This is a genomic window from Sulfurospirillum tamanense (genome assembly GCF_016937535.1).
Lineage (GTDB): Bacteria > Campylobacterota > Campylobacteria > Campylobacterales > Campylobacteraceae > Sulfurospirillum_B > Sulfurospirillum_B tamanense.
In genome coordinates this window covers 1-21,667 of the sequence record NZ_JAFHKK010000031.1, presented here as the reverse complement: position 1 = coordinate 21,667, position 21,667 = coordinate 1, and the positions used below count along the sequence as shown (strand labels likewise).

The 21,667-nt window shown below is 46.8% G+C and carries 20 protein-coding genes and 2 tRNA genes; 16 read left to right on the top strand and 6 right to left on the bottom strand.

Annotated features, from left to right (window positions below; all coding sequences use genetic code 11):
- Positions 1–8: 8 nt before the first annotated feature.
- The 3 genes from JWV37_RS11030 to JWV37_RS11020 all read right to left on the bottom strand — a co-directional run bounded on the left by JWV37_RS11030 (position 9) and on the right by JWV37_RS11020 (position 1,360).
- Positions 9–84: transfer RNA gene (locus JWV37_RS11030), tRNA-Glu, on the bottom strand.
- 9 nt (positions 85–93) lie between these two features.
- Positions 94–169, bottom strand: a tRNA-Lys gene (locus JWV37_RS11025).
- Positions 170–265: 96 nt separating this feature from the next.
- Positions 266–1,360: a CinA family protein gene (locus JWV37_RS11020; RefSeq protein WP_205459874.1), complete on the bottom strand. Its 1,095-nt coding sequence runs from the start codon at positions 1,358–1,360 to the stop codon at positions 266–268.
- 134 nt (positions 1,361–1,494) lie between these two features.
- Here JWV37_RS11020 and ileS point away from each other — a divergent pair, with 134 nt between their 5' ends.
- Genes ileS through JWV37_RS10950 form a run of 15 tightly spaced genes read left to right on the top strand, consistent with a single transcriptional unit; the run spans position 1,495 to position 17,173 of the window.
- On the top strand, positions 1,495–4,251 hold the full coding sequence (gene ileS / locus JWV37_RS11015) for an isoleucine--tRNA ligase (protein WP_205459873.1): 2,757 nt from the start codon (positions 1,495–1,497) through the stop codon (positions 4,249–4,251).
- Complete coding sequence (locus JWV37_RS12755) at positions 4,244–4,366, top strand: resistance to Congo red protein (RefSeq protein ID WP_240332183.1); 123 nt, start codon at positions 4,244–4,246, stop codon at positions 4,364–4,366. Before ileS ends, JWV37_RS12755 begins: the two co-directional genes overlap by 8 nt.
- Positions 4,363–5,718, top strand: coding sequence for an Asp-tRNA(Asn)/Glu-tRNA(Gln) amidotransferase subunit GatA (gatA, locus tag JWV37_RS11010; RefSeq protein ID WP_205459871.1), 1,356 nt, complete (start codon positions 4,363–4,365; stop codon positions 5,716–5,718). The genes JWV37_RS12755 and gatA overlap by 4 nt, the downstream gene beginning before the upstream one ends.
- Positions 5,719–5,733: 15 nt before the next feature.
- Positions 5,734–7,185, top strand: a complete 1,452-nt coding sequence (gene guaB / locus JWV37_RS11005) for an IMP dehydrogenase (RefSeq protein WP_205459877.1) — start codon at positions 5,734–5,736, stop codon at positions 7,183–7,185.
- Between the two features lie 24 nt (positions 7,186–7,209).
- On the top strand, positions 7,210–8,319 hold the full coding sequence (gene metX / locus JWV37_RS11000; RefSeq protein WP_205459869.1) for a homoserine O-acetyltransferase MetX: 1,110 nt from the start codon (positions 7,210–7,212) through the stop codon (positions 8,317–8,319).
- Between the two features lies 1 nt (position 8,320).
- Positions 8,321–8,509 (top strand): exodeoxyribonuclease VII small subunit, encoded by a 189-nt coding sequence (xseB, locus tag JWV37_RS10995; RefSeq protein ID WP_205459868.1) that lies wholly within the window; start codon positions 8,321–8,323, stop codon positions 8,507–8,509.
- A complete protein-coding gene (locus JWV37_RS10990; RefSeq protein WP_369407679.1) occupies positions 8,506–9,306 on the top strand; it encodes a carbon-nitrogen hydrolase family protein in 801 nt (266 codons plus the stop codon). Before xseB ends, JWV37_RS10990 begins: the two co-directional genes overlap by 4 nt.
- On the top strand, positions 9,303–9,965 hold the full coding sequence (locus tag JWV37_RS10985; protein WP_205459866.1) for a HesA/MoeB/ThiF family protein: 663 nt from the start codon (positions 9,303–9,305) through the stop codon (positions 9,963–9,965). Before JWV37_RS10990 ends, JWV37_RS10985 begins: the two co-directional genes overlap by 4 nt.
- A 10-nt stretch (positions 9,966–9,975) precedes the next feature.
- Positions 9,976–11,106, top strand: coding sequence for a succinyldiaminopimelate transaminase (locus JWV37_RS10980; protein WP_205459865.1), 1,131 nt, complete (start codon positions 9,976–9,978; stop codon positions 11,104–11,106).
- On the top strand, positions 11,103–12,416 hold the full coding sequence (gene murC, locus JWV37_RS10975) for a UDP-N-acetylmuramate--L-alanine ligase (RefSeq protein ID WP_205459863.1): 1,314 nt from the start codon (positions 11,103–11,105) through the stop codon (positions 12,414–12,416). Before JWV37_RS10980 ends, murC begins: the two co-directional genes overlap by 4 nt.
- Positions 12,407–12,754, top strand: a complete 348-nt coding sequence (locus tag JWV37_RS10970) for a hypothetical protein (RefSeq protein WP_205459861.1) — start codon at positions 12,407–12,409, stop codon at positions 12,752–12,754. Before murC ends, JWV37_RS10970 begins: the two co-directional genes overlap by 10 nt.
- Positions 12,751–14,955: an endonuclease MutS2 gene (locus tag JWV37_RS10965; protein ID WP_205459860.1), complete on the top strand. Its 2,205-nt coding sequence runs from the start codon at positions 12,751–12,753 to the stop codon at positions 14,953–14,955. Before JWV37_RS10970 ends, JWV37_RS10965 begins: the two co-directional genes overlap by 4 nt.
- An 8-nt stretch (positions 14,956–14,963) precedes the next feature.
- Complete coding sequence (locus JWV37_RS10960) at positions 14,964–15,668, top strand: SIR2 family NAD-dependent protein deacylase (protein WP_205459858.1); 705 nt, start codon at positions 14,964–14,966, stop codon at positions 15,666–15,668.
- A complete protein-coding gene (gene dapE / locus JWV37_RS10955) occupies positions 15,669–16,802 on the top strand; it encodes a succinyl-diaminopimelate desuccinylase (RefSeq protein ID WP_205459857.1) in 1,134 nt (377 codons plus the stop codon).
- On the top strand, positions 16,799–17,173 hold the full coding sequence (locus JWV37_RS10950; protein WP_205459855.1) for a RidA family protein: 375 nt from the start codon (positions 16,799–16,801) through the stop codon (positions 17,171–17,173). The genes dapE and JWV37_RS10950 overlap by 4 nt, the downstream gene beginning before the upstream one ends.
- Here the strand turns inward: JWV37_RS10950 and JWV37_RS10945 are convergent.
- Both JWV37_RS10945 and JWV37_RS10940 read right to left on the bottom strand, forming a co-directional pair.
- Positions 17,162–17,464, bottom strand: a complete 303-nt coding sequence (locus JWV37_RS10945; protein ID WP_205459854.1) for a hypothetical protein — start codon at positions 17,462–17,464, stop codon at positions 17,162–17,164. The two genes, JWV37_RS10950 and JWV37_RS10945, sit on opposite strands and share 12 nt — an antisense overlap.
- 107 nt (positions 17,465–17,571) lie before the next feature.
- On the bottom strand, positions 17,572–18,639 hold the full coding sequence (locus JWV37_RS10940) for a TRAP transporter substrate-binding protein (protein ID WP_205459852.1): 1,068 nt from the start codon (positions 18,637–18,639) through the stop codon (positions 17,572–17,574).
- 219 nt (positions 18,640–18,858) lie between these two features.
- On the opposite strand from JWV37_RS10940, the gene JWV37_RS10935 reads away from it, so the two are divergent.
- Positions 18,859–20,202, top strand: coding sequence for an FAD-dependent oxidoreductase (locus tag JWV37_RS10935; RefSeq protein WP_205459850.1), 1,344 nt, complete (start codon positions 18,859–18,861; stop codon positions 20,200–20,202).
- Between the two features lie 22 nt (positions 20,203–20,224).
- Here JWV37_RS10935 and JWV37_RS10930 read toward each other — a convergent pair.
- A partial coding sequence (locus JWV37_RS10930) for a hypothetical protein (protein ID WP_205459849.1) occupies positions 20,225–21,667 on the bottom strand: 1,443 nt, incomplete at its 5' end.

Genomic DNA, 21,667 nt, shown 5'->3' with positions numbered 1-21,667 from the left:
GAACGTTCTGGCGACCCCTAGAGGATTTGAACCTCTGTTGCTGCCTTGAAAAGACAGAGTCCTGGGCCACTAGACGAAGGGGTCCAAAAAAAATGGTGACCCGTGTTGGATTCGAACCAACGGCCACCTCCTTAAAAGGGAGATGCTCTACCGGCTGAGCTAACGAGTCACGTGTCTTTCAGGTCTCTTAAAAAGAGGATGAAATTATAGGCAAAAAAAATTCCTTTGTCAAGGAAAAAAAACAAAAAAGCGAACCAACCCTTTTTTATCTCAAAAAGAGATGGGGATGGGTTTGGATAAGGAGTCTCAAAGCGTGGTAAGCGCTTTGTTGTTGGATGTACTCTCTATCGCCTTGAAGAAGCAGGCGTTCTACCGTCCGCATTCCCTCTTTGTTGCCCACACCAACAAAAACAGTTCCAACAGGTTTTTGTTCACTTCCGCCATCGGGTCCTGCGATGCCGCTTGTGGCCAGTGCAATGTCTGCCTTTGAGGCATTAAGCGCGCCAGCGAGCATAGCATGCACGCACTCTTCACTAACTGCTCCTCTGGTTTTGAGGATGTGCGCATCTACGCCTAGCCATGCGCGCTTAAGGGTGTTGGCGTAGGTAACAAGGCTTCCAAAAAGACAAGCAGAAGCACCCGGGGTTTTTGTTAGCATTGAGGCGATAAGCCCGCCTGTGCAACTTTCGGCACAGGTGATCTGTTTTTTATGGTAAGCAAGCTGGGAGACGATGTGCTCCACAGGATGTTGTGCACGAAACATTTTGTCGCCAAAAAGTGCGCCAACACTTTTCAGGAAATGTTCAATCTGGCCGTATTTTTGCGCCTTTGCCGCAATACTAATCCAACCCTCCACAAGAGGCGTTACATGTAAACCAATTTCAAAGGTTTGCGCCAGAGGCTCTAGGAGAATGCGACAAGAGTCTTCATCTATCCCAATGAGGCTAAAGGAAGTTTTTTGTGCAGGCACGTCAGACAAGAAAGCAGGAAGTGTTTTGTTTTGGCTGATTCCCAAAACGTTCACTTGTTTTTCATCCATTGTTAACACATAGCTTCCCTTGGAAATTTGCGTAGCCTTGGAGGGGGCGAGTGTCTCTTCTTTGAGTACCAATGTATCTTCGGTGAGGGTAGAGAGCACCTTTCCCACCAAGTGAAAACTCTCGCTAGAGGCTCCAATGCTAAGAGTGTCATACTGATGAACAAGGGATTCGAGTGTCATGAAAAGTTTGGTGTCGTTTTTGGAGACAAAGTACGTGTTGCCGCGCTCTAAAAAGTGAGCAACATAAGCACGTTCGATGTATGCTAGCATGAGAGGGTTCAGCTTTAGCGAGTCCCCTACAATTAGCAGTGCGTGGGCCATGGGCGCTCCTTGTGAATTCGTCAAAGCATTATAGCACAGCCGTTGTTTTGGCGCGTGATAAGTGCTTCTTAAATACTTTTAAGCTAAAATAGCCAAATTTTATCTGCAGGATGCTTTCGAGGAGAGAGAACGAAATGGATTACAAAGAGACGCTGCTGTTGCCCAAGACAGACTTTCCTATGCGAGGTGATTTGCCCAATAAAGAACCCGCTCACTACGCCACATGGTTTCGCAACAATACGGCTTACAAGACAATGATTCAAAATCGTGCCAACGCCACGCGCGCCTTTAACCTTCACGATGGCCCTCCTTATGCAAACGGACATATTCATATTGGCCATGCCCTTAATAAAATCCTCAAAGACGTGATTGTTAAAACCCACTATTTCTTTGGTGAATCGGTGCGTTATGTGCCAGGATGGGATTGCCATGGTTTGCCCATTGAGCAGCAAGTAGAAAAAGCCCTTGGCAAAGAAAAAAAAGAGACCCTTCCTAAAACAAAAATCCGCCAATTGTGCCGCGAACACGCCCAGAAATTTGTTGATATTCAAAGCCAAGAGTTTCAATCTCTCGGGATTATCGGGGATTGGGAAAATCCTTACCTTACCATGAAATACGCCTTTGAGGCGGACATTTACCGCGCCTTGTGCGAGGTGGTTAAGCAAGGACTGCTTGTGGAGCGCAGTAAGCCTGTGTATTGGTCGTGGGCAGCTAAAAGCGCCTTAGCAGAAGCAGAAGTGGAGTATGAGCAAAAAGAGGATTACTCTATTTTTGTAGCCTTCGAGGGAAGCCCTGAGGTGTGCGAAAAACTGGGTATTGAAGGCCCGCTTTCTTTTGTGATTTGGACAACAACGCCGTGGACATTGCCTGCTAATGTGGCCATCGCCCTAAGCCCTACTGAGCCTTATGTCGTGACGAGCGAGGGCTATGTAGTAGCAAAAGCCTTGGTGGCGCAACTAAGCGAGCTTGGCATTACGCAAGGTGAAATTCAAAAAGAGTTTAAAGGCGAAGAGGTCGAAAACCTGTTTGCCACCAACCCCCTCAACGGTCGCTCCTCCCGATTGATTTTAGGTGAGCATGTCATGGTGGATGGCGGCTCAGGCCTAGTGCATACTGCTCCAGGGCATGGTGAAGAAGACTATAGGGTTGGCCTTAAATACGGCCTTGAAGTGGTGATGCCCGTGGATGAGGAGGGCAAATACGACGAGAGCATTGTGCATCAAAAACTCCTTCCTGCGCATTTTGTGGGTGAGCATGTGTTTCGCGCCAATGAGCAAATTTTGGAGCTTTTGGGCGCGAAATTGTTGCATTGCTCAAAATTCAAACACTCCTATCCTTTTTGCTGGCGTACCCACAAACCGGTGATTTACCGCGCCACCCGCCAGTGGTTCATTGCTATGGATGAGGCAAAAATCGAAGGTGAAACCTTGCGAAATTTGGCCTCAAGGGAAGTGGAAAATACACGTTTTTATCCCCAAAGTGGCAAAAAACGCTTGGGAACGATGATTGAAAATCGCCCCGATTGGTGTATTTCGCGTCAGCGTGACTGGGGAGTACCGATTGCATTTTTTAGAGACAAAACCACGGGCGAGGTGGTGCTTGATGGGACTATTTTAGAGCACATTGGAGCGCTTTTTGAGAAGGAAGGTGCGGATGTGTGGTGGGATAAGCCCATTGCCCAATTGCTCCCTTCTGCATGTACGCTTGATCCTCAAAATCTTGAAAAAGTGATGGACATCTTGGATGTATGGTTTGACAGTGGAAGCACATGGAAAGCTGTGCTCGAATCTTCTTCTTACGATGCGGGAGAATATCCTGCTTCCATGTATCTTGAAGGTAGCGACCAGCATCGCGGGTGGTTTCAAAGTTCTTTACTTGTAAGCACCGCTGCTCGTGGAAAAGCACCTTATGGCAAGATTCTTACCCATGGTTTCACTGTAGATGAAAAGGGTGAAAAAATGAGCAAATCCAAGGGCAACGTGGTGGCTCCTGAGGATATTGCCAAACAAAACGGTGTTGAGATTTTGCGCTTATGGGTAGGCATGAGTGATTATGCTACGGATTTGAAAATCAGCCCCACTATTATTAAGCAAGTCAGCGAGCAATACCGAAAAATCCGCAACACATTGCGTTTTATGCTTTCGTGTGTTTATGATGTGCAAGAGGTTGTAGCCCCTTCTCAAATGAGTGAGCTTGACCGCTGGATTTTGGGCGAAGCGGGAGAGGTGTTGCGCGGTATGGAAGTAGCTTTTAGGGAGTATGATTTTTCCAAAGGCTACGCGCTGTTAACCCATTTTATGACGGTGGAGCTCAGCGGTATTTACCTTGATGTTACCAAAGATCGCTTGTATTGTAATGGAAAAGAAGACCGTCTAAGACGCTCAGCCCAAAGCGCGATAGTCCATATGACGCGGGCTTTTTTGCCACTTCTTGCACCTGTGCTTACCTATACGGTGGACGAAGTGTTGCAATACGCTCCGCCCATTATCAAACAAGAGGCAAAAAGCGTATTTGATTTGGTTTATGCGCCTATTGAAGCCTTTACATGTAAACTAGAAGGCGCCCAAGAAGTGCGGGAAAAGTTTTTTGAAATTGTCGACAGCCTGAAAAAAGAAAAACGTATCAAATCCACGCTAGAGCTTGTAGTGGAAACTAAAGCACCGTTGTTTTATGAAGTGCTTAGAGAAGAGGACGCACAAGATTGGCTTACGGTCAGTGGGATTTCTCCTCGTGCGCTTGAGACGGAAATGCTGGGTAAATTTGAAGCCAATGGCACCTCTTTTGTCTTGTGGCGTTCCGAAAAGGCGAAGTGCCCACGGTGCTGGAAGTACGCCGCAGAGGATGAAAACACTCCTTGCCCTAGATGCGCGCAGGTGTTAACCCATGCTTAACCTTGCACAGCCTGTGAGCTTATGGGTGGTGTTTGGCGCGATTGGCGCGGTTGTATTGATGATTGGTGTTGGGATTATGTTGGTTAATAAAAAGAGAATCAAGGATATGAAATGACATTAAAAGAAGCTATGGCGCTTCCCAAGGAGGAGCTTGCTGCTTTGCGCGCAACACTCAAAGACAACATCACAAAAAATGCTGCCTTGGGTGCCTATGTGGAGCAATTGACGGGTGAACCGCTTAATACCCTTGGTGAGGGTATCCCCATTGCCATTAAAGACAACATTCAAGTTAAGGGCTGGAACGTTACCAGCGCGTCTAAAATTTTGCAAGGTTATGTTGCACCTTACAACGCAACAGTGATAGATAATCTTCTTAAGCATGGGTTGGCGCCCTTTGGTCGTACAAACATGGATGAGTTTGCTATGGGAAGCTCCACAGAAACTTCTTACTACGGCAAAACAAAAAATCCCCACAACCACGCATGTGTCCCTGGAGGCAGTAGTGGCGGAAGTGCCGCTGCGGTTGCTGGTGGCCTTGCCATTGCAGCACTTGGGAGCGACACAGGCGGGAGCATCCGTCAGCCTGCAGCATTTTGTGGATGCGTAGGGATGAAACCCACCTATGGAAAAGTGAGCCGCTATGGCTTGGGTGCTTTTTCAAGTTCCCTTGACCAAATCGGACCCATTACTCAAAACGTCGAAGATGCAGCTATTTTGTATGACATCCTAGCAGGACACGAAGAGAGAGATTCCACAAGTGCACGCATGGCGCATGAAGCCGTGAGTGCCGCACTTAACCCTGATCGCAAACTCACCATTGCCGTCATTGAAAATTTCCTCGAAGGGGCAGCGCCTTCTATTCAAGAAAAAATGCAAGAAGGCATCAAAGCTCTTGAATCTCAGGGGCATACGATTGTTTACAAAAACCTTATGAATACTAAGTATGATGTGGCAACCTACTATGTCATTGCCACCGCCGAAGCTAGCGCTAACCTTAGTCGCTACGATGGCGTGCGCTATGGTAACCGCGCAGAAGCCGCGAGTTTAAAAGAAATGTACTTAAAAACCCGCAGTGAAGGTTTTGGGGACGAGGTAAAACGTCGCATTTTGTTGGGAACTTTTGTGCTTAGTAGTGGCTACTATGATGCTTACTACATCAAAGCACAAAAAGCACGCCACTTGATTAAAGAGAATTACGAGGCTATTTTTGAAGAAGCCGATTTAATTTTTATGCCAGTAACCCCTACACCCGCTTTTGAATTTGGTAGCATTAGCGATCCTTTGGAAATGTATTTAAGTGACATTTATACCATTTCGATTAACCTCGCTGGACTTCCTGCCTTGGCGCTTCCTTTGGGGATGAGCCAAGAGGGATTGCCTATTGGTGGGCAATTGGTCGCAAAAGCATACGCAGAACAAACCCTATTTGACGGTGCGCTTTCACTTGAACGCGCGCTTACACGCTAAAGGAGAAAAACCATGATGAAAATTCGCAAACGAGCACTTACCTTTGAAGATGTTTTACTTGTTCCTCGGTACTCTGAAGTTCTTCCTAAAGAAGTTAATATCCAAACCATGCTCTCACGTAACATTCCCCTTAATCTTCCCATTGTCTCTGCGGCAATGGATACAGTAACAGAACACCGCGCGGCCATCATGATGGCACGCCTTGGCGGGATTGGTATTATTCATAAAAACATGGACATTGAATCGCAAGTGCGCGAAGTGCGCCGTGTGAAAAAAAGTGAAAGCGGGATTATCATAGACCCTGTTTCTATAGGGCCAAAAGCAACCATTCAAGACGCCCTAGACATTATGTCTGAATACCGCATTTCTGGAGTTCCAGTTGTAGATAAAGACCGCTATCTTTTGGGAATTTTGACTAACCGTGATTTGCGCTTTGAGAACGATTTTACCCGTTTGGTGGAAGAAGCCATGACCAAAGCCCCGCTTATTACAGCACCTTTGGGGTGTGATCTTGACCAAGCTGAGCGTATTTTTCACACCAACAAGGTGGAAAAATTGCCTATCGTGGATGAAAAAGGACGGCTTGAGGGGTTGATTACTATTAAAGATTTGAAGAAGCGCCAAGAGTACCCTGCGGCCAACAAAGATAGCTTTGGTCGCTTGCGCGCGGGTGCAGCTATTGGGGTGCACCAATATGACCGTGCCCATGCCCTAGCGAAGGCGGGAGTGGATGTCTTGGTGCTTGATTCGGCCCATGGGCACTCCAAGGGGATTATCGACACCGTTAAACGCATCAAAGATGAGATCGACGGGGTAGATGTGATTGCAGGGAACATTGCTACGGCCGAAGCGGCACTGGCGTTGATTGAGGCAGGAGTGGATGGAATCAAGGTCGGCATCGGGCCAGGTAGTATTTGTACCACGCGCATCGTAGCAGGTGTGGGTGTGCCTCAGATTTCTGCCATCGAAGAGTGTGCGAGCGTGGGGCGAAAACATGGGATTCCTGTGATTGCCGATGGGGGCATCAAATATTCTGGCGACGTGGCAAAAGCATTGGCTGTGGGCGCAAGCAGCGTCATGATTGGAAGTTTGTTAGCCGGAACCGATGAGAGCCCAGGAGAGTTGATTGTTTATCAAGGACGCCAGTACAAAACCTACCGCGGTATGGGAAGCATTGGTGCGATGTCTAAAGGAAGCACAGACCGCTATTTTCAAGAAGGAACAGCGACGGATAAGTTGGTGCCTGAAGGCATTGAAGGGCGCGTTCCTTATGTGGGTAGTGTCAAAAGTGTGGTGCATCAGATGGTGGGCGGACTGCGCTCATCCATGGGGTATGTGGGCGCGGCAAGCTTGGAAATTTTTCATGACAAAGCAGAGTTTGTGGAGATTACGAGCGCGGGGCTTAAAGAGAGTCACGTGCACGATGTGATTATTACCCATGAAGCGCCAAATTACCGTGTCAATTAGTAGCACAAACAAGGCGAACGGGTTGTGAAAATACGTACCAAAACAGAGCATTTTACCAATCCGCTTTACCTAGAAAGTGGGCGGATTTTAGAACCTTTTGATTTGACTTACGAAACTTACGGGGAGCTCAATGCGGACAAGTCTAATGCAGTTGTGGTATGTCATGCCCTCACAGGCTCCCACCATGCTGCAGGACGCTATGAAAACGAAACCAAGCCCGGTTGGTGGGATGGCATCATCGGAGATGGTAAAGCCATAGATACAACGCGGTATTGTGTTATTTGTGTGAATACACTTGGGAGCTGTTTTGGTTCTACTGGCCCCATGTCCCCACGTTTTCCAAGCAGCGAGCCCTACCGTTTGAAATTTCCCGTGGTGACTATTACAGATATGGTGCGCGCCCAACGGTTTTTATTTGACAGGCTTGGGATTCATAAGGCCCATGCTGTCATTGGGGGCTCTTTGGGAGGGATGCAAGCGCTTTGTTTTGCGATTGAGCACCCTAATTTTTCTGGACGCATTATTTCTTTGGCCTCAACCTACGCTACGCAACCTTGGGCGATTGCCTTTAATAAAATTGCTATGGAAGCCGTACTGAATGACCCTAGATTTAAAGAGGGGCAATACGACCCCAAAGAGATTCAAGAAGATGGACTGGTGAGTCTTGCTCTTGGGCGCATGGCGGGTCATATTAGTTTTTTAAGCCCTGATTCGATGGCGAAAAAATTTGGCCGCAATTACGTAGACACAGATGGTTTGTATGAGCTTTTTGGTCGCTTTCAAGTGGAGCGGTATTTGGAGTACAACGGCCACAACTTTTCTAAGCGCTTTGACCCTTTAAGTTACTTGTACATCATTAAAGCGATGAATATTTTTGATGCGACGCGCAACTTTGAATCGTTGCACGATTCACTCAGTCATGTGCGCGCCAAATTGACGTTGATTGGTTTTCGGGGAGATTTGTTGTTTTTACCTGAAGAGATGGCAACCATTAAAAAAACCATGGACGATTTGGGGCGTGCGCATTTGGCAGAATATATTGAGATAGACAGCAAATACGGACACGACGCTTTTTTAGTAGAACTTGATAAAATCGATATGCACATCAAGCGTGCGTTGGAAGCAAAGGCATAACATGGCTGAAAATTTTGAAACAAAATTGCAAGAAGCAAAGCAGATTTTAGAAAAACTCAACGCGCCTGAAATGACGCTAGAAGAGAGTGTGGAGGCCTATAAAAAAGGGATGAAAGCCTTGCAGGAAGCTTCCAAGATGTTAGAAAATGCCAAGTTGGCGTTTGAGCACGCCAAGGGAGAGATCGCGTGAGTTTAGTAGCTGGGTTGCAACTCCCCACTCTCCCAATGAGTGACGCGAAATTGGATTATTATTTTCGTATTTGTGCCAAAAAAGGCATTGGCATTGTGGTGTTGGGTGAGTATGTGCTAAACAGTTTTTTTAAAGAACTCTCCACGATGCCTCAAAGTATGGCAAAAGAGCAAAGTAATTACAAAATAAAATCCCTCAAAGCCTTGTCTGCCAAGTACGAATTAACTGTAATCGCGCCCTTGGTGTTAGTCAAAAAAGAGGGGTTTGTTAAGGTGACGGCCAAATTTTCCCCACGGTCTACCCATTACTATCCACAGCATTGGCTCATCCATTTCAAGCATTGGAACGAAGAAAAGTTTTTTTTAGAGCCTGAGGCGGGCTATGATCTTCCCGTATTTGTACACGAAGGCGTGCGCTATGGGATTGTCAATGGGTTTGAAGCGTACTTTGACGCCGTGTGGGCTGAGGTGGATAAAAAGCGGGTAGATGCGGTGCTGATGCCGAGTGTGTCGGCTTTTGATAGCGGGTCACGTTGGCGGGAATTATTGCGAATGCGTGCACTAACGCACAATGTCTACATTTTGCGCACCAATCGCATTGGAAGCTATAAAGAAAAAGAGAGCAGTTGGCATTTTTATGGAGACAGTTTTTTGGTGAATCCGCACGGTGAAATTGAGGTTTCACTTGCCGATAAAGAAGAACTATTGGTGGCGACAATCGATAAAGCTTTGCTTACTGAAGCGCGGCGTGTCTGGGGATGGCGCACGCAATGGGCAAAAAAAGGAGTAATTGTATGAACTATTTTACGCGGCAAGTGCAACTTTGGGGGGAAGAGGTGCAGGCCTCTTTGACGACCAAGCGCATTGCGATTATCGGAAGCGGAGGCTTGGGCAGTTCACTGGGTATAGGATTAGGAAGTAGCGGTATTGGCGAGATTCATTTGGTCGATTTTGACACAGTAAGTTTGCACAACATTCACCGCCAAATCGCGTTTAAGTTGGAAGATGAAAACAAGCCTAAAGCCAAGGTGCTAGGTTCACTTTTAGAAGCACGCTATGGTGGCGTGAAAGTAGTGCCCCATTTGATGGACTTTGATACCTTTACATGTAAAGGGATAGAAGTAGATTTGATTTTGGATGCGACAGACAACCTTCCTACGCGCGCGGCCATTAATGCGTACGCTAAGCGCGTCAGTACCCCGTGGATTTACGGCTCCGTAGAAGCGTTTAATGGCCAAGTTTGTTTTTTTGAAAAAAGCAGTTTTGATGCTTTTAAGGTGCTAAACAAAACACCCGAAGGGATTGCTGCACCTATTGTTATGCACATTGCTTCTTTGCAGGCTAATTTGGCATTGCGCTATTTGGCGGGGTTGAGTGTGAAAAAAGACGTGTTGTATTACCTCTATTTTGACGCAGCAGGGGAATTGATTCACCAAACCTTTTCCATGCCTGTTTAAAAGGAGCGTCATGCACTTTGAACCTTATCCTTTTGAAAAACTTGAGTTGCTTTTAGCTGAGTGTACCTCCCCTTGTACCCTTTCGCCCATTGCATTAACCATAGGCGAACCTCAATTTTCAACGCCACTGTTTATCCAAGAGACTCTTGCTAAAGAGGCCTCTTTGCTCAATAAATACCCCAAAACAGCAGGAGAAGAGGGCCTAAGACAAGCCCAGCGGGAATTCATGCAACGCCGCTTTGGTGTGCCCCTTGAAGAGGGGATGCTTTTGCCCACCTTTGGCACCCGTGAAGTGCTGTTTAATTTTCCCCAATACGCGTTGTTCGATGTGCCTCATCCTGTGATGGGATTTGTGAACCCGTTTTATCAGATTTACGAAGGCGCCGCCATCGCCGCGCGTGCACGGGTTGTGCATTTAGAACTACGAGAAGAAAACGGTTTTTTGCCCGTGTGCGACCCTGCTGTGTTAAAGGATTGCGATTTGATTATCCTCAACTCACCCTCCAATCCAACAGCCCGTGTGATGGACCTTGAAGCTTTAAAACCTTGGGCCCGCTTGGCGGTAGAACAAGATGTAGTGGTGCTAAATGACGAGTGCTACAGCGAAATCTACACCAGCACACCACCCCCTTCACTCCTCGAAGCGGCCAAAGCCATTGGCAATACCACGTACCGCAACACCTTGGTGGTCAACTCCATCTCTAAGCGCAGTTGTGCCCCCGGGCTTCGTTCGGGCTTTATTGCGGGAGATAAGAAGTTGTTAGAGGGATACGCGAAGTACCGCACCTACGTGGGATGTGCTTCGCCTTTGCCCTTGCAAATGGCGGCCATTGCGGCATGGAGGGACGAAGCCCACGTGGAAGAGGCGCGCAGGGTTTACGCGCAAAACATGGCACTGGCTCGTGAGATTTTAGGCATCACGCCCTCGGAAGCCACCTTTTACCTGTGGTTATATGTAAGGGATGGCGAAGCCTTTGCTAAAGCGCTCTACGAAGCTCAAAGGGTCAAAGTGTTGCCCGGAAGCTACCTTGGACGCGGTGGAATGGGACATGCTTACGTACGCATAGCGTTGGTTGAAACCCCAGATCGGGTGCGAGAAGCGCTGGAGAGAATACGAGATTTTTTAAAAGGGTGGGCGTGAAAAAAATACATTTTATTGGTATCGGTGGCATCGGACTTTCAGCATTGGCGCGGTTTTTAAAACAACAAGGGCACCATATTACGGGCTCAGACATTAAGCAAACAACTATCACTGACGCTTTGCAAAAAGAGGGCATTACGGTGTGCGTGCCTCATTGTAAAGAAAGCATTGGCGACCAAGATTATGTGGTGTATTCGGCGGTGATTAAGCCTGATAATGTAGAAATGGTCGAGGCGCGACGTCAGGGTAAATTGGTTGTGTCTCGAAAAGAAGCGTTGTTGTTTATCCTCAAAGAGCGTCGGGTCTTTTCTGTAGCAGGCGCCCACGGGAAAAGCACCACCAGCGCAATGCTAGCGTCCATGGTAGAGGGCAGTGTGATTATTGGGGCCGAATCAAAGCAATTTGGTACCAACATGGTTTACAAAGAGGGCAAAAACGTCATCTTTGAAGCCGATGAAAGTGATGAGAGCTTTTTAAACTCTAACCCGTACGTGGCTGTTGTCACCAACGCCGAACCTGAGCATATGGAATACTATAACTACGACTATGAGCGCTTTTACGGGGCGTATCGCCGCTTTTTAGAAAGTGCTTCGGTGCGGGTTATTAATGCGGAAGACCCTTACCTTGGGACGCTAGAGGGCTTAGAAGCTATTCGCCTTTACCCCAGCAAAGACATCAAAGAGCTCACGACGGTGATTCGCCACAACGAACCTTTTACGCGGTTTAACCTCAAAGACTTGGGGACCTTTGAAGTGTGGGGCATTGGGGAGCATATCGCTCTGGATGCGTCTTTGGCGATTTTGGCGAGTTTGACAGAGTACGACATCGAAACCGTACGCGAAAAGCTTAAAAACTTTCGAGGCATCAAAAAACGCTTTGATATTTTACGCGTGGATGAGGAATTTGCCCTCATCGATGATTACGCCCACCATCCGACAGAAATCAAAGCCACCCTGGCTTCAGCCAAAACCTACGCTAAAGCCATGGGGCTCGCGCGGGTGACAGCCATTTGGCAACCCCACAAGTACTCGCGCACGGTGGACAACCTTGAAGCCTTTAAGGCGTGTTTTGAAGGGGTGGATGATTTGGTGATTTTGCCCGTGTGGTCGGCGGGTGAGGCGGAACGGTTTATTGATTTTGAAAAAGAGTTTGCCCGCTATACTCCCCGTTTTGCGTCGTGCGTTGTGCGTCAAGAAGAGACGCTTGTGTTAGAGGATGCACACCACACCTTGCTTTCTCAGGGCTTGGTGATTGGCTTTGGGGCAGGGGATATTACCTACCAACTACGAGGAAAATGTCCATGCAAATAATTGCTTTTTTAGTGTTACTCTTGGTGGTTGTAGCACTAATGATGATTGACAAAGAGACCATTGCGCCAAAAGCAAAGTGGGGTATTGTGGGTGTTGTTGCGAGCTTAGTGATTTTGGGCATGGTTTATAACGCTATCTCTTCCAAACAGCAACTGCATGATCGCGAAAAAATCAACCACTTTTCCCAAGGCGGTACCCTTACATGTAAAGGGGTTTTGGTGGATGCTACGCGTTTTGGTTATGAAAATGGTACGGCATCTTTTGTCGCCAAAGGGAGCGCGCGTGAGATTCGCGGGGTTATCATTCCCTTGCGTGATTGTGAGGTGGCAAGCGAGTGAGTGACCTCTTTAGCCGGCTTGACCTTGAGGGCTACCTTGGGGAATATCACGCCTTTTTAGCCCGTGAAAAACCGATTTTTTTAGAAGGGGATTCTAAGCTTCATTTTGAAATGATTTCCCAGCTTCAAACCTACCTCTATCCCGCACCTCCTACGGTTGCAAACCTCGACACACCGTTGGTGCATTTGACCAAGCAAGGGATTTTGCGCCTTGGGGAGATTGCCGAATTTGTAAAAATCATTCGCTACTTTCGCCTTTTGGGGCGTCAACCTTTTGAAGGGCGCCTTGGGGAGTGGATTGCTTCTATCATCGTACCTCCTAGTGTTGAGGAGATTAGTGAGTGGTTTAAGGATTCTGGTGAGCTAAACGAGAACATCGACCCACGTTTTACGCAGATAAAACAAGCTATGGGCGAGGTCAAAAACCAACTCCAAAGCCAGTTTCGCCAACTCCTTTCCACCAAACGTCTTGAGGCTTATCTGGTAGACCACCAAGTGCATTTATTGCATTCTCAAGAAGCCTTGTTGGTGCGAGGCGGGTTTAACCATGTGCTTAAAGGTGCCGTCATTGGGCGTAGTGCGAGCGGGTTTTTTTATGTGGTGCCCGAATCCATCGAGGGGCTCAAAAAGCGCGAAAGCAAACTTTTGGATGATTATGAGAGCGTGGTGTTGGAGTACTGCAAAAAAATCAGTGCCGAATTTACCAAAAAACAGCCCTTTTTAAAGTTCGTCAACGGGGCATTTGACCGGTTTGACGCCTACCATGCACGCATTAGTTTTGCCAAGTCGCGCAACTTGGAGTTTTTACTTCCTGCAAAAGGCGAAGCCATTAAACTCTCAGGCTTCAAGCACCCTGCCATGCACGACCCCAAACCTTTACATGTAAACTTTCAAGGCAGTGTGTTGATGGTCACGGGCGTGAACGCGGGTGGAAAAACCATGCTGTTAAAATCCATCCTCAGTGCGGTATTGATGGCCAAATACCTTTTGCCCTTGCCTTTAAGTGCGGCACAATCAAGCATCGGGTCTTTTAAACACATCGAAGCCATCATCGAAGACCCGCAAAATGTGAAAAACGACATCTCCACCTTTGCAGGGCGTATGGTGCATTTTAGTAGCTTGTTTGGAAAAAAAGGGACGACTTTAGTGGGCGTGGATGAGATTGAACTTGGAACCGACGCGGACGAAGCGGCGAGTTTATTTAAAGTGCTCATCGACCAACTCATGGCCCAAGGAGCGAAGCTTGTCATCACCACGCACCACAAACGCCTTGCCTCCCTTTTGGCGACGGATGAACGGGTAGAATTATTAGCGGCATTGTATGATGAAAAAAACCAACGCCCCACTTATGATTTTTTGCACGGTACTATCGGAAAAAGCTACGCCTTTGAAACGGCACTTCGGTATGGTATTCCTGCCTCACTCATTGGCAAGGCCAAGGTGCTTTATGGGGAAGATAAAGAAAACCTCAACGACCTCATTCAAAAAAACATTGATTTAGAGCTTTCTATGAAGCGAAAATTGCGCACCATGGAAGAAGAAGAACACCGTGCCAAGCGCTTAAGTGAACGGTTGATTGAAAAAGAAGAAGCCCTAGAGCTTTCCTATCAAGCCAAAGAAGCGGGGCTAGAGCGCGAATACCAAAAGGCCATTGACGCGGCCAAAGAAGCGGTGCGCGCCACCGAATCCAAAGAGGCCCACCGTGCACTCAACCACGCTCACGCGGCCAAAAAACGCGTCCCAACACCCGCGCCTTTGCAATCCAAAGAACCTTTACATGTAGGCGATGCCATCAAGTACGGACGCTCTAAAGGGGTGCTCAAAGCGCTCAATAAAGAAAAAGCGATTATCGAATGCGAAGGCATTACCTTACATGTACCCTTGCACGCCATTAAACGCAGCGGAAATCCCGCGCCCAAGCAAGCCTCTAAAACCAAAATCGATGTTCAACGTACCACACGAGGAGGGATTAAATTGGACTTACACGGGATGCGTGGCGAAGAAGCGGTGGAAAAGCTCGACCAGTTTCTCTCTGACGCGCTGATTCACGGCTTTGATGAGGTGCTTATTTACCACGGGATTGGCACAGGAAAGCTCGCCTACGCGGTCAAAACCTTTTTAAAAGCCCATCCCAGTGTCAAAAGTTTTACTGACGCGCCACCTACCCTTGGCGGGTTTGGTGCAACGGTAGTAACCCTCTAGGAGGCAAGATGGCTCAAATTGTATGCATTAGTGGCGCAGGATTAAGTGCCCAAAGTGGCATTCGCACCTTTCGAGACGCGGGAGGTTTGTGGGAAGAATACGACGTCATGGAGGTGTGTTCCGTGGAAGGATACGCGGCCAATCCTCAAAAAGTCCACGCCTTTTACGACGCCAGACGCAAAGATTTGAGAGACAAACACCCAAACGCCGCCCATGAAATGCTCGCAAGACTCAAGCGCGCTTACCCTAGCGACGTGGCGATTTTGACGCAAAATGTGGACAATTTACTGGAAAAAGCAGGTTGCGAAGAGGTAGTGCATTTGCACGGTACGCTTACGCATCTGCGGTGTAAAAGCTGTGGCGAAGTCTTTGAGATTGGGTATGCTTCTCAAGAAGGCGTGCGGTGTCCTGCCTGCCAAAGCCCGTCTGTGCGGCATAATGTCGTGATGTTTGGGGAGGCGGCACCGCAGTATGAAACCCTCTACACTGCGTTGGAAGATGCCAAATTGCTCGTGTGCATTGGCACTTCGGGGCAGGTGATTAACGTCGCGTGGATGGCAACGCAGGTCGAGGATTCGATTTTAAATAACCTTGACCCTGACCCCGAGCTTGATAGTTATTTCGCGCACTGTTTTCACGAACCAGCCACCCTGGCAGCACCTAAGATTGAAGCCTATTGTAAAAATTTTTTAGCCACTCAAGGAACGCGGTAAATGTTTACATGTAATGAAAATTCTTTAGCAAAAACAACCGACCTGTTTTTAACGCTCTTGCGTTTTCCCTCGGTAACTCCCAACGACGCAGGCACGTTGGATTTTCTTGCCGCGCAATTGCCAGATTTCACCCCCCTTCGCATTGATGTAGCCGATACGACCAACCTGTTTTTATACCGCCGTTTTGGTCAAGGCCCACACCTGTGTTTTGCAGGGCATGTGGACGTGGTGCCTGAGGGCCAAGGGTGGCACACTAACCCATTTGAGCCCGTAGTCAAAGAGGGCATTGTTTACGCCCGTGGGGCACAAGACATGAAAAGTGGCGTGTGTGCCTTTGTGCGAGCCTTGCAAGACATAGACCATTTTGAAGGCACCCTTTCGGTGATGCTCACCAGCGACGAAGAGGGCGATGCAACCCACGGGACCATTGAAATCTTGCGTTACTTGAAAGAGGCTGACATGTTGCCTGACATGGCGATTGTGGCAGAACCCACGTGTGAAACCCGCTTTGGGGATGCCATTAAGATTGGGCGGCGGGGGTCCATTAACGGGGTTTTGGAAGTTTTTGGCGTCCAAGGGCACGCGGCGTATCCTGAAAAAGCCACCAATCCCTTGCACCTCATGGCCCCGCGCCTTGAAAAACTCGCAGGCCATTACTTTGACCAAGGAGATGCCCACTTTGCCCCAAGCCAGTTGGTGTTGACGGATTTGCGTAGCGGAATGGAAGTGACTAACGTCAGCCCTGGTCATTTGAAACTCATGTTCAACGTGCGTAATTCCACGAAAACTTCCAAAGAAGAGATTGAGGCTTACATCGCTTCAGTAATGGAGGGGGTGGACTTTACGCTACGCTTGTCCCAAAGTGCCCATCCTTTTGTGGCCAATGCCAAAGCCCCCATTGTCCAAACCCTTGATAGGGCTATCGAAACGGTGTGCGGGAGTAAGCCTAAATACTCCACTGCAGGGGGCACAAGCGATGCGCGTTTTTTGGCCCAATTTGGCATTGAGACCATTGAGTTTGGTGTGGTTAATGACACTATTCACGCCCCCAACGAATGCACCCCATTGCGCGACGTAGAAGCCTTAAAAGAGGTCTTCTTGCACGTAATTCAAACCCTTAAGGAGACTGTATGAAACCCATTTCAACCCCCCATGCCCCCTCGGCTATCGGACCTTACTCGCAAGCCATCCAAGTAGGTAACTTTTTGTTTACCTCAGGCCAAATTGCCCTCACACCCGAGGGGACTTTTGTAGAAGGCGGCATCGAAGCACAAACCAAGCAAGTGCTTGAAAACCTCGACGCTGTTTTAAAAGCAGGTGGCGCAACGGCAGAGCAGGTCGTGAAAACTACCATTTTTCTTGCCAATATGGACGATTTTGCGGCGGTCAATGCCCTCTATGGTACGTTTTTTGGAGACCATAAACCAGCGCGCAGTACGGTTGCGGTGAAGACCTTGCCTAAAAACGCCTTGGTGGAGATTGAGGCAATTGCGCTAATTTCCTAGTTTATTGCTACAACTTTTACATGTAAAGATAATGCGAGGCAACTCTTCGCGGACACGTTGGTGTCCTGCGATAGCCTCTTCTTTAGTACGGTAACGGCAGTGGTAAAGGCTGCTGTGATAGTCAATCTCGCCTTGGGGCGCAGCAAAAACCATGGTTTCGTAGACACAGATGCGTTCGTGATCTTTTTGCCAGGAGTGGCGCACTTCCATTTCGATAGTGGAGAGGTAATACTGTTTTTCTTCAAGCGCTACAAACTCTTTGAGTTGCAAGGAGTCGTTTTTATTAAACATGGTCAAAATCCCTTTAAAAACATGAACGGTTATTCAGAAAGCGCAGTATAGTTAAATAAGATAAAAATTGGATGAAATCCCTCGCTAAAAAGCGAGGGAGGAGAAGATTACTTAGAGGTGTTGTTGATGTAGGAGTATTCGCCCATCATAGTCCAGGGGCGCGCACGTTTTAAAAAGGCTTGTTGAGACTCTAAAATTTCTTTAAACAAAGGGTCTTTAGCCGCTTCTGCGTTGAGGATTTCCATGTTTGCCGCATCCAGTGCACGCAACACATCATCAGGAAAACTCGCCACTTTTACATCGGGGTGCTCGGATTTAATTTTTTCCCAAGCGGTAACGTTAAGGTGCATCGCTTTGGTCATAACACGACTGGCCACTTGGTTGATGGCTGTTTCTAGGATAACTTGTAAATCTTGCGGAAGGGACGCATAAGTTTTTTTGCTCACAAGGTATTGGGTTTCACTGGCAGGTTCTTGCCAGCCGGTGTAGTAGTATTTGGCTACTTTTTGAAAGCCCATGTTGATATCAAAAGCGGGGCTAATCCACTCAACCGCGTCGATGGTTCCCATCTCAAGTGCCAAATAAAGCTCTCCAATAGGTGTGGAGGTGACCATAACGCCAAGCTTTGACATCACTTCACCACCCATGCCAGGAATGCGGAATTTAAGCCCTTTAAGGTCATCTAAGGAGGCGATTTCGCGCTTAAACCAGCCACCCATTTGCATGCCAGTGTTGCCTCCTTGAAAGTGCATCAAACCTTCTTTCCCGTAGACTTGTTCGGCAAACTCTTTGCCTCCACCAAACTCAAACCACGCATGTTGCTCTTGGGGCAAAAGACCAAAGGGCATCGTGGTAAAGAAACTTAATTTTGCATCTTTACCCTTATAATAATAAGAAGCAGTATATCCAATATCATACTGACCTAATTTTACCAAGTCCATGACTGCCAAGCCTGCCTTATGCTTGCTAGGATCGTCAATGCGCAGTTGCAATCTTCCTTTAGACATGGTCTCCACAAGCTCTTTAAGCTCGCTGGGAGCATCCCCCAAAACAGGGACCGTGCTGCCCCAAGAACTTGCCAGTTTAAGACGGTAAACCCGATTGTCGTTCGCACTGAGGGTGAGTGCGAAAGTGAGTGCTAGAACTGTTGCCACAAGACGTTGCCATCGTTGCATAAAAACTCCTTTTGAAAATGTTTAAGGCATTGTAGTAAAAATGAGATTAAAGGTAAAAGCGTTTGCGTGTGAGACAGTGACAAAAAGAGGCAAGACAGACAGTTAAAGTTCAGGGGTGACGCAAAAATATCTTATTTTAAAATTAACACAATATAATTGTCTTGTCTTGCAATTAATGCTTACATGTAATTGTAAAAACTTAGCCAAAGAGGAGGCTTTATGAGTCAAGCGCATTATGACGTAATCGTGGTTGGTGGTGGAATATCGGGTGCAGCAGCGTTTTATGAACTTGCCAAGTACACAGATATTGGGTCTATTGCTTTGTTGGAAAAATACGACGATTTAGCCACTCTTAACTCTAGCGGCAAAGGCAACTCACAAACCATACATTGTGGAGATATTGAGACAAACTATACAGTACAAAAAGCAGGCGCAGTCAAACGCACTGCACGTATGATTGTTAAGTATTGTTTGCAATACGGTTACGAAAACAAATTTATGTTCGCGCATCAGAAGATGGCCATTGGAGTAGGCGATACTGAAGTGGCGTACATGCGAAAACGCTACGAAGACTTCAAGGAAATTTTCCCTTATTTGGAAGTTTATGAAAAAGAAAAACTCAAAGAGATTGAGCCAAAATTAGTGTACGATGCCAACGGAAATGAGCGGCCCGAACCTATCGTGGGTGTTGGGGTTCAAAACGAATACAGCACCGTAGATTTTGGTGCTATGGCAAAAAGTCTTGTGGAAAACGCCAAAACAATTGAGGGCAAAACAACAGATGTCTTTTTAAACAGTGAAGTGTTGGAAATTACCCAAGAGGGCTCCACGCATCGCCTTACCACGCGTGATGGCAAGAGCTTTACGGCAGGGTTTGTGATTGTTAATGCGGGGGCACACTCTTTGTATTTGGCACACCAAATGGGTTACGGACATGACTATAGTTGCTTGCCTGTGGCGGGAAGTTTTTATGTGACCACCAAGATGATGCTTACGGGAAAAGTATACATGGTGCAAAACCCAAAACTTCCTTTTGCGGCCTTGCATGGAGATCCTGATATTTTACTTGGCGGATTTACGCGCTTTGGGCCAACAGCCCTTGTGCTTCCCAAGTTGGAACGTTTTCATGGTAATAAAACGGTCATTGACTTCTTTAAAACCCTCCGTTTGGATAAGAAAATTATTACAATTTTTTACGATTTACTTAAAGACAGCACCATTAGAAATTATATTTTCCGCAACTTTTTATTTGAAATTCCTTATTTTAATAAGCGTCTTTTTCTTAAAGATGCACGAAAGATTGTCCCTTCACTGCAGTTGGAGGACATCGAATATGCCCAAGGGTTTGGGGGCGTTCGCCCACAAGTGCTCAATAAAGCAGAAGGCAAGTTAATGTTAGGAGAGGCTTCTGTTAATCCTGGAACGGGGATTTTATTTAACATGACCCCAAGCCCAGGCGCGACCAGTTGCCTTGGAAACGCGGAGCGCGATGTCAAGCTCGCATGCGCACACCTCGGTAAAACATTTAACCAAGAGGCATTTAATCAGGACTTAACAGATTGAGAAAACTCTCACTGATGGCAAGTTAATATTTTGCCATCAGTGTTTTAGCAATAGCATCGATAATGAGTTCGTGTTTTTCCATAATGGGTGCGTACACTTGAAGAAGGTTGTCCAGTTTTTTGTGGTGATCGTTGATGTAGCGTTCAAGGGATTGAATTTCCGTGTTGAGGTTTTTAGTTTTAATGCGCAAAGCTTCAAGGGCGTTGTTGGTTTCGCGGATCGAACTGCGCAAGCTCTCCTCTTCCTTTGAATAGTGTTTAATTTCAACAGCAAGTTCTGCAATTTCTTTTTGCATCTCTTCGTTTGCTTGCCCTTGGTTGCGTAGGCGTTTGAGTTCATAGTTTCTGTCTTGCAGTATTTTCCCCTGTGTCATTGCCTGTTTAATGGCTTCATCAAGGACTTCTTTCTTCTGGTGCACCACTTCACTCTCTTGGGTAAAAATGTCGAGTTTTTGGCTAGCTTCTTCGTGTTTGTCTTGTGCTTTTTCAACACGCTCTTGGAGGGCTTCGTTTTCTTTGTCGCAACGTATTTTTTGAATGGCGATTGGTAAAATGGAAACAGCATTCCATTTTTGACCTTTTTCATCAATAATTTCAGGTTTTTGCACCTGCCTTCCCTCAATAACCTCAATATTTCCATCAAAAAATCGCAAAAAATTCTCTGCGTTTTTTTCGCGTAGCGCGTGAAGCTCTAATATTTTTTGAGCAAAAAGCTCATGAATGGCGCAAAAATGCTCTCTAAAAATATAATTAACAAAAGCATTTTTGAGAGCGAGATGGCTATCTTCGCCCATATACATGGAGGCAACTTGGTAAAGAAGGTTTTGCACCAAGGGAATGGCATTTTTTCTAAAGTATTCGTTGGAAATGACAGCAAAGTTTAATTTGTTGTTCAGCAGCAGTTCTATGCCACTTTGAATTTCATTAAGAATACTTTGTTCAAACACCATGGTTTTGAGTTTTTCAAGCTCCTCGGGCGGTAATCCGTAGGCGCGTCGGTCTGTTGGTACGTTTTGTGAGCTTGCAAATTTTTTAATGGTTAGCTTCTCATTCATAAAAAAGACCAAATCTCGTGCATCGAGGTAAAATGCTTCTTTGGCAGTTTCTCGGTAAAGCTCTTTTTTGATTCCTTCATCTTCAATGTTTTCATAGTCGCAACCGTAAGCAATAATGGTCTCTTTGGGAATCATGTAGACCCCTTCTTTGACACAATAGCGCTCAAGTTGGGCGAACAAAGGAGCCAAAAGCCTGCTTTTTTCATGAAACTGTTGGGAGTGTTCTTTGAACACCTGTTTTTTTAAATCTTTGACCACAATGGTTTCTGAGCCACGAAAAAAAAGTGATATTTTTTGATTCAGCAGTAAAAAATAGCTTTTAAAGGCTTTGCGAATTTCTGCTCTGTTTTCAAAAACTTCTTCGTCGCTAAAATGGTAAGAAAGCGTTTTGTAAAAAGTTTTTGTAAGGAT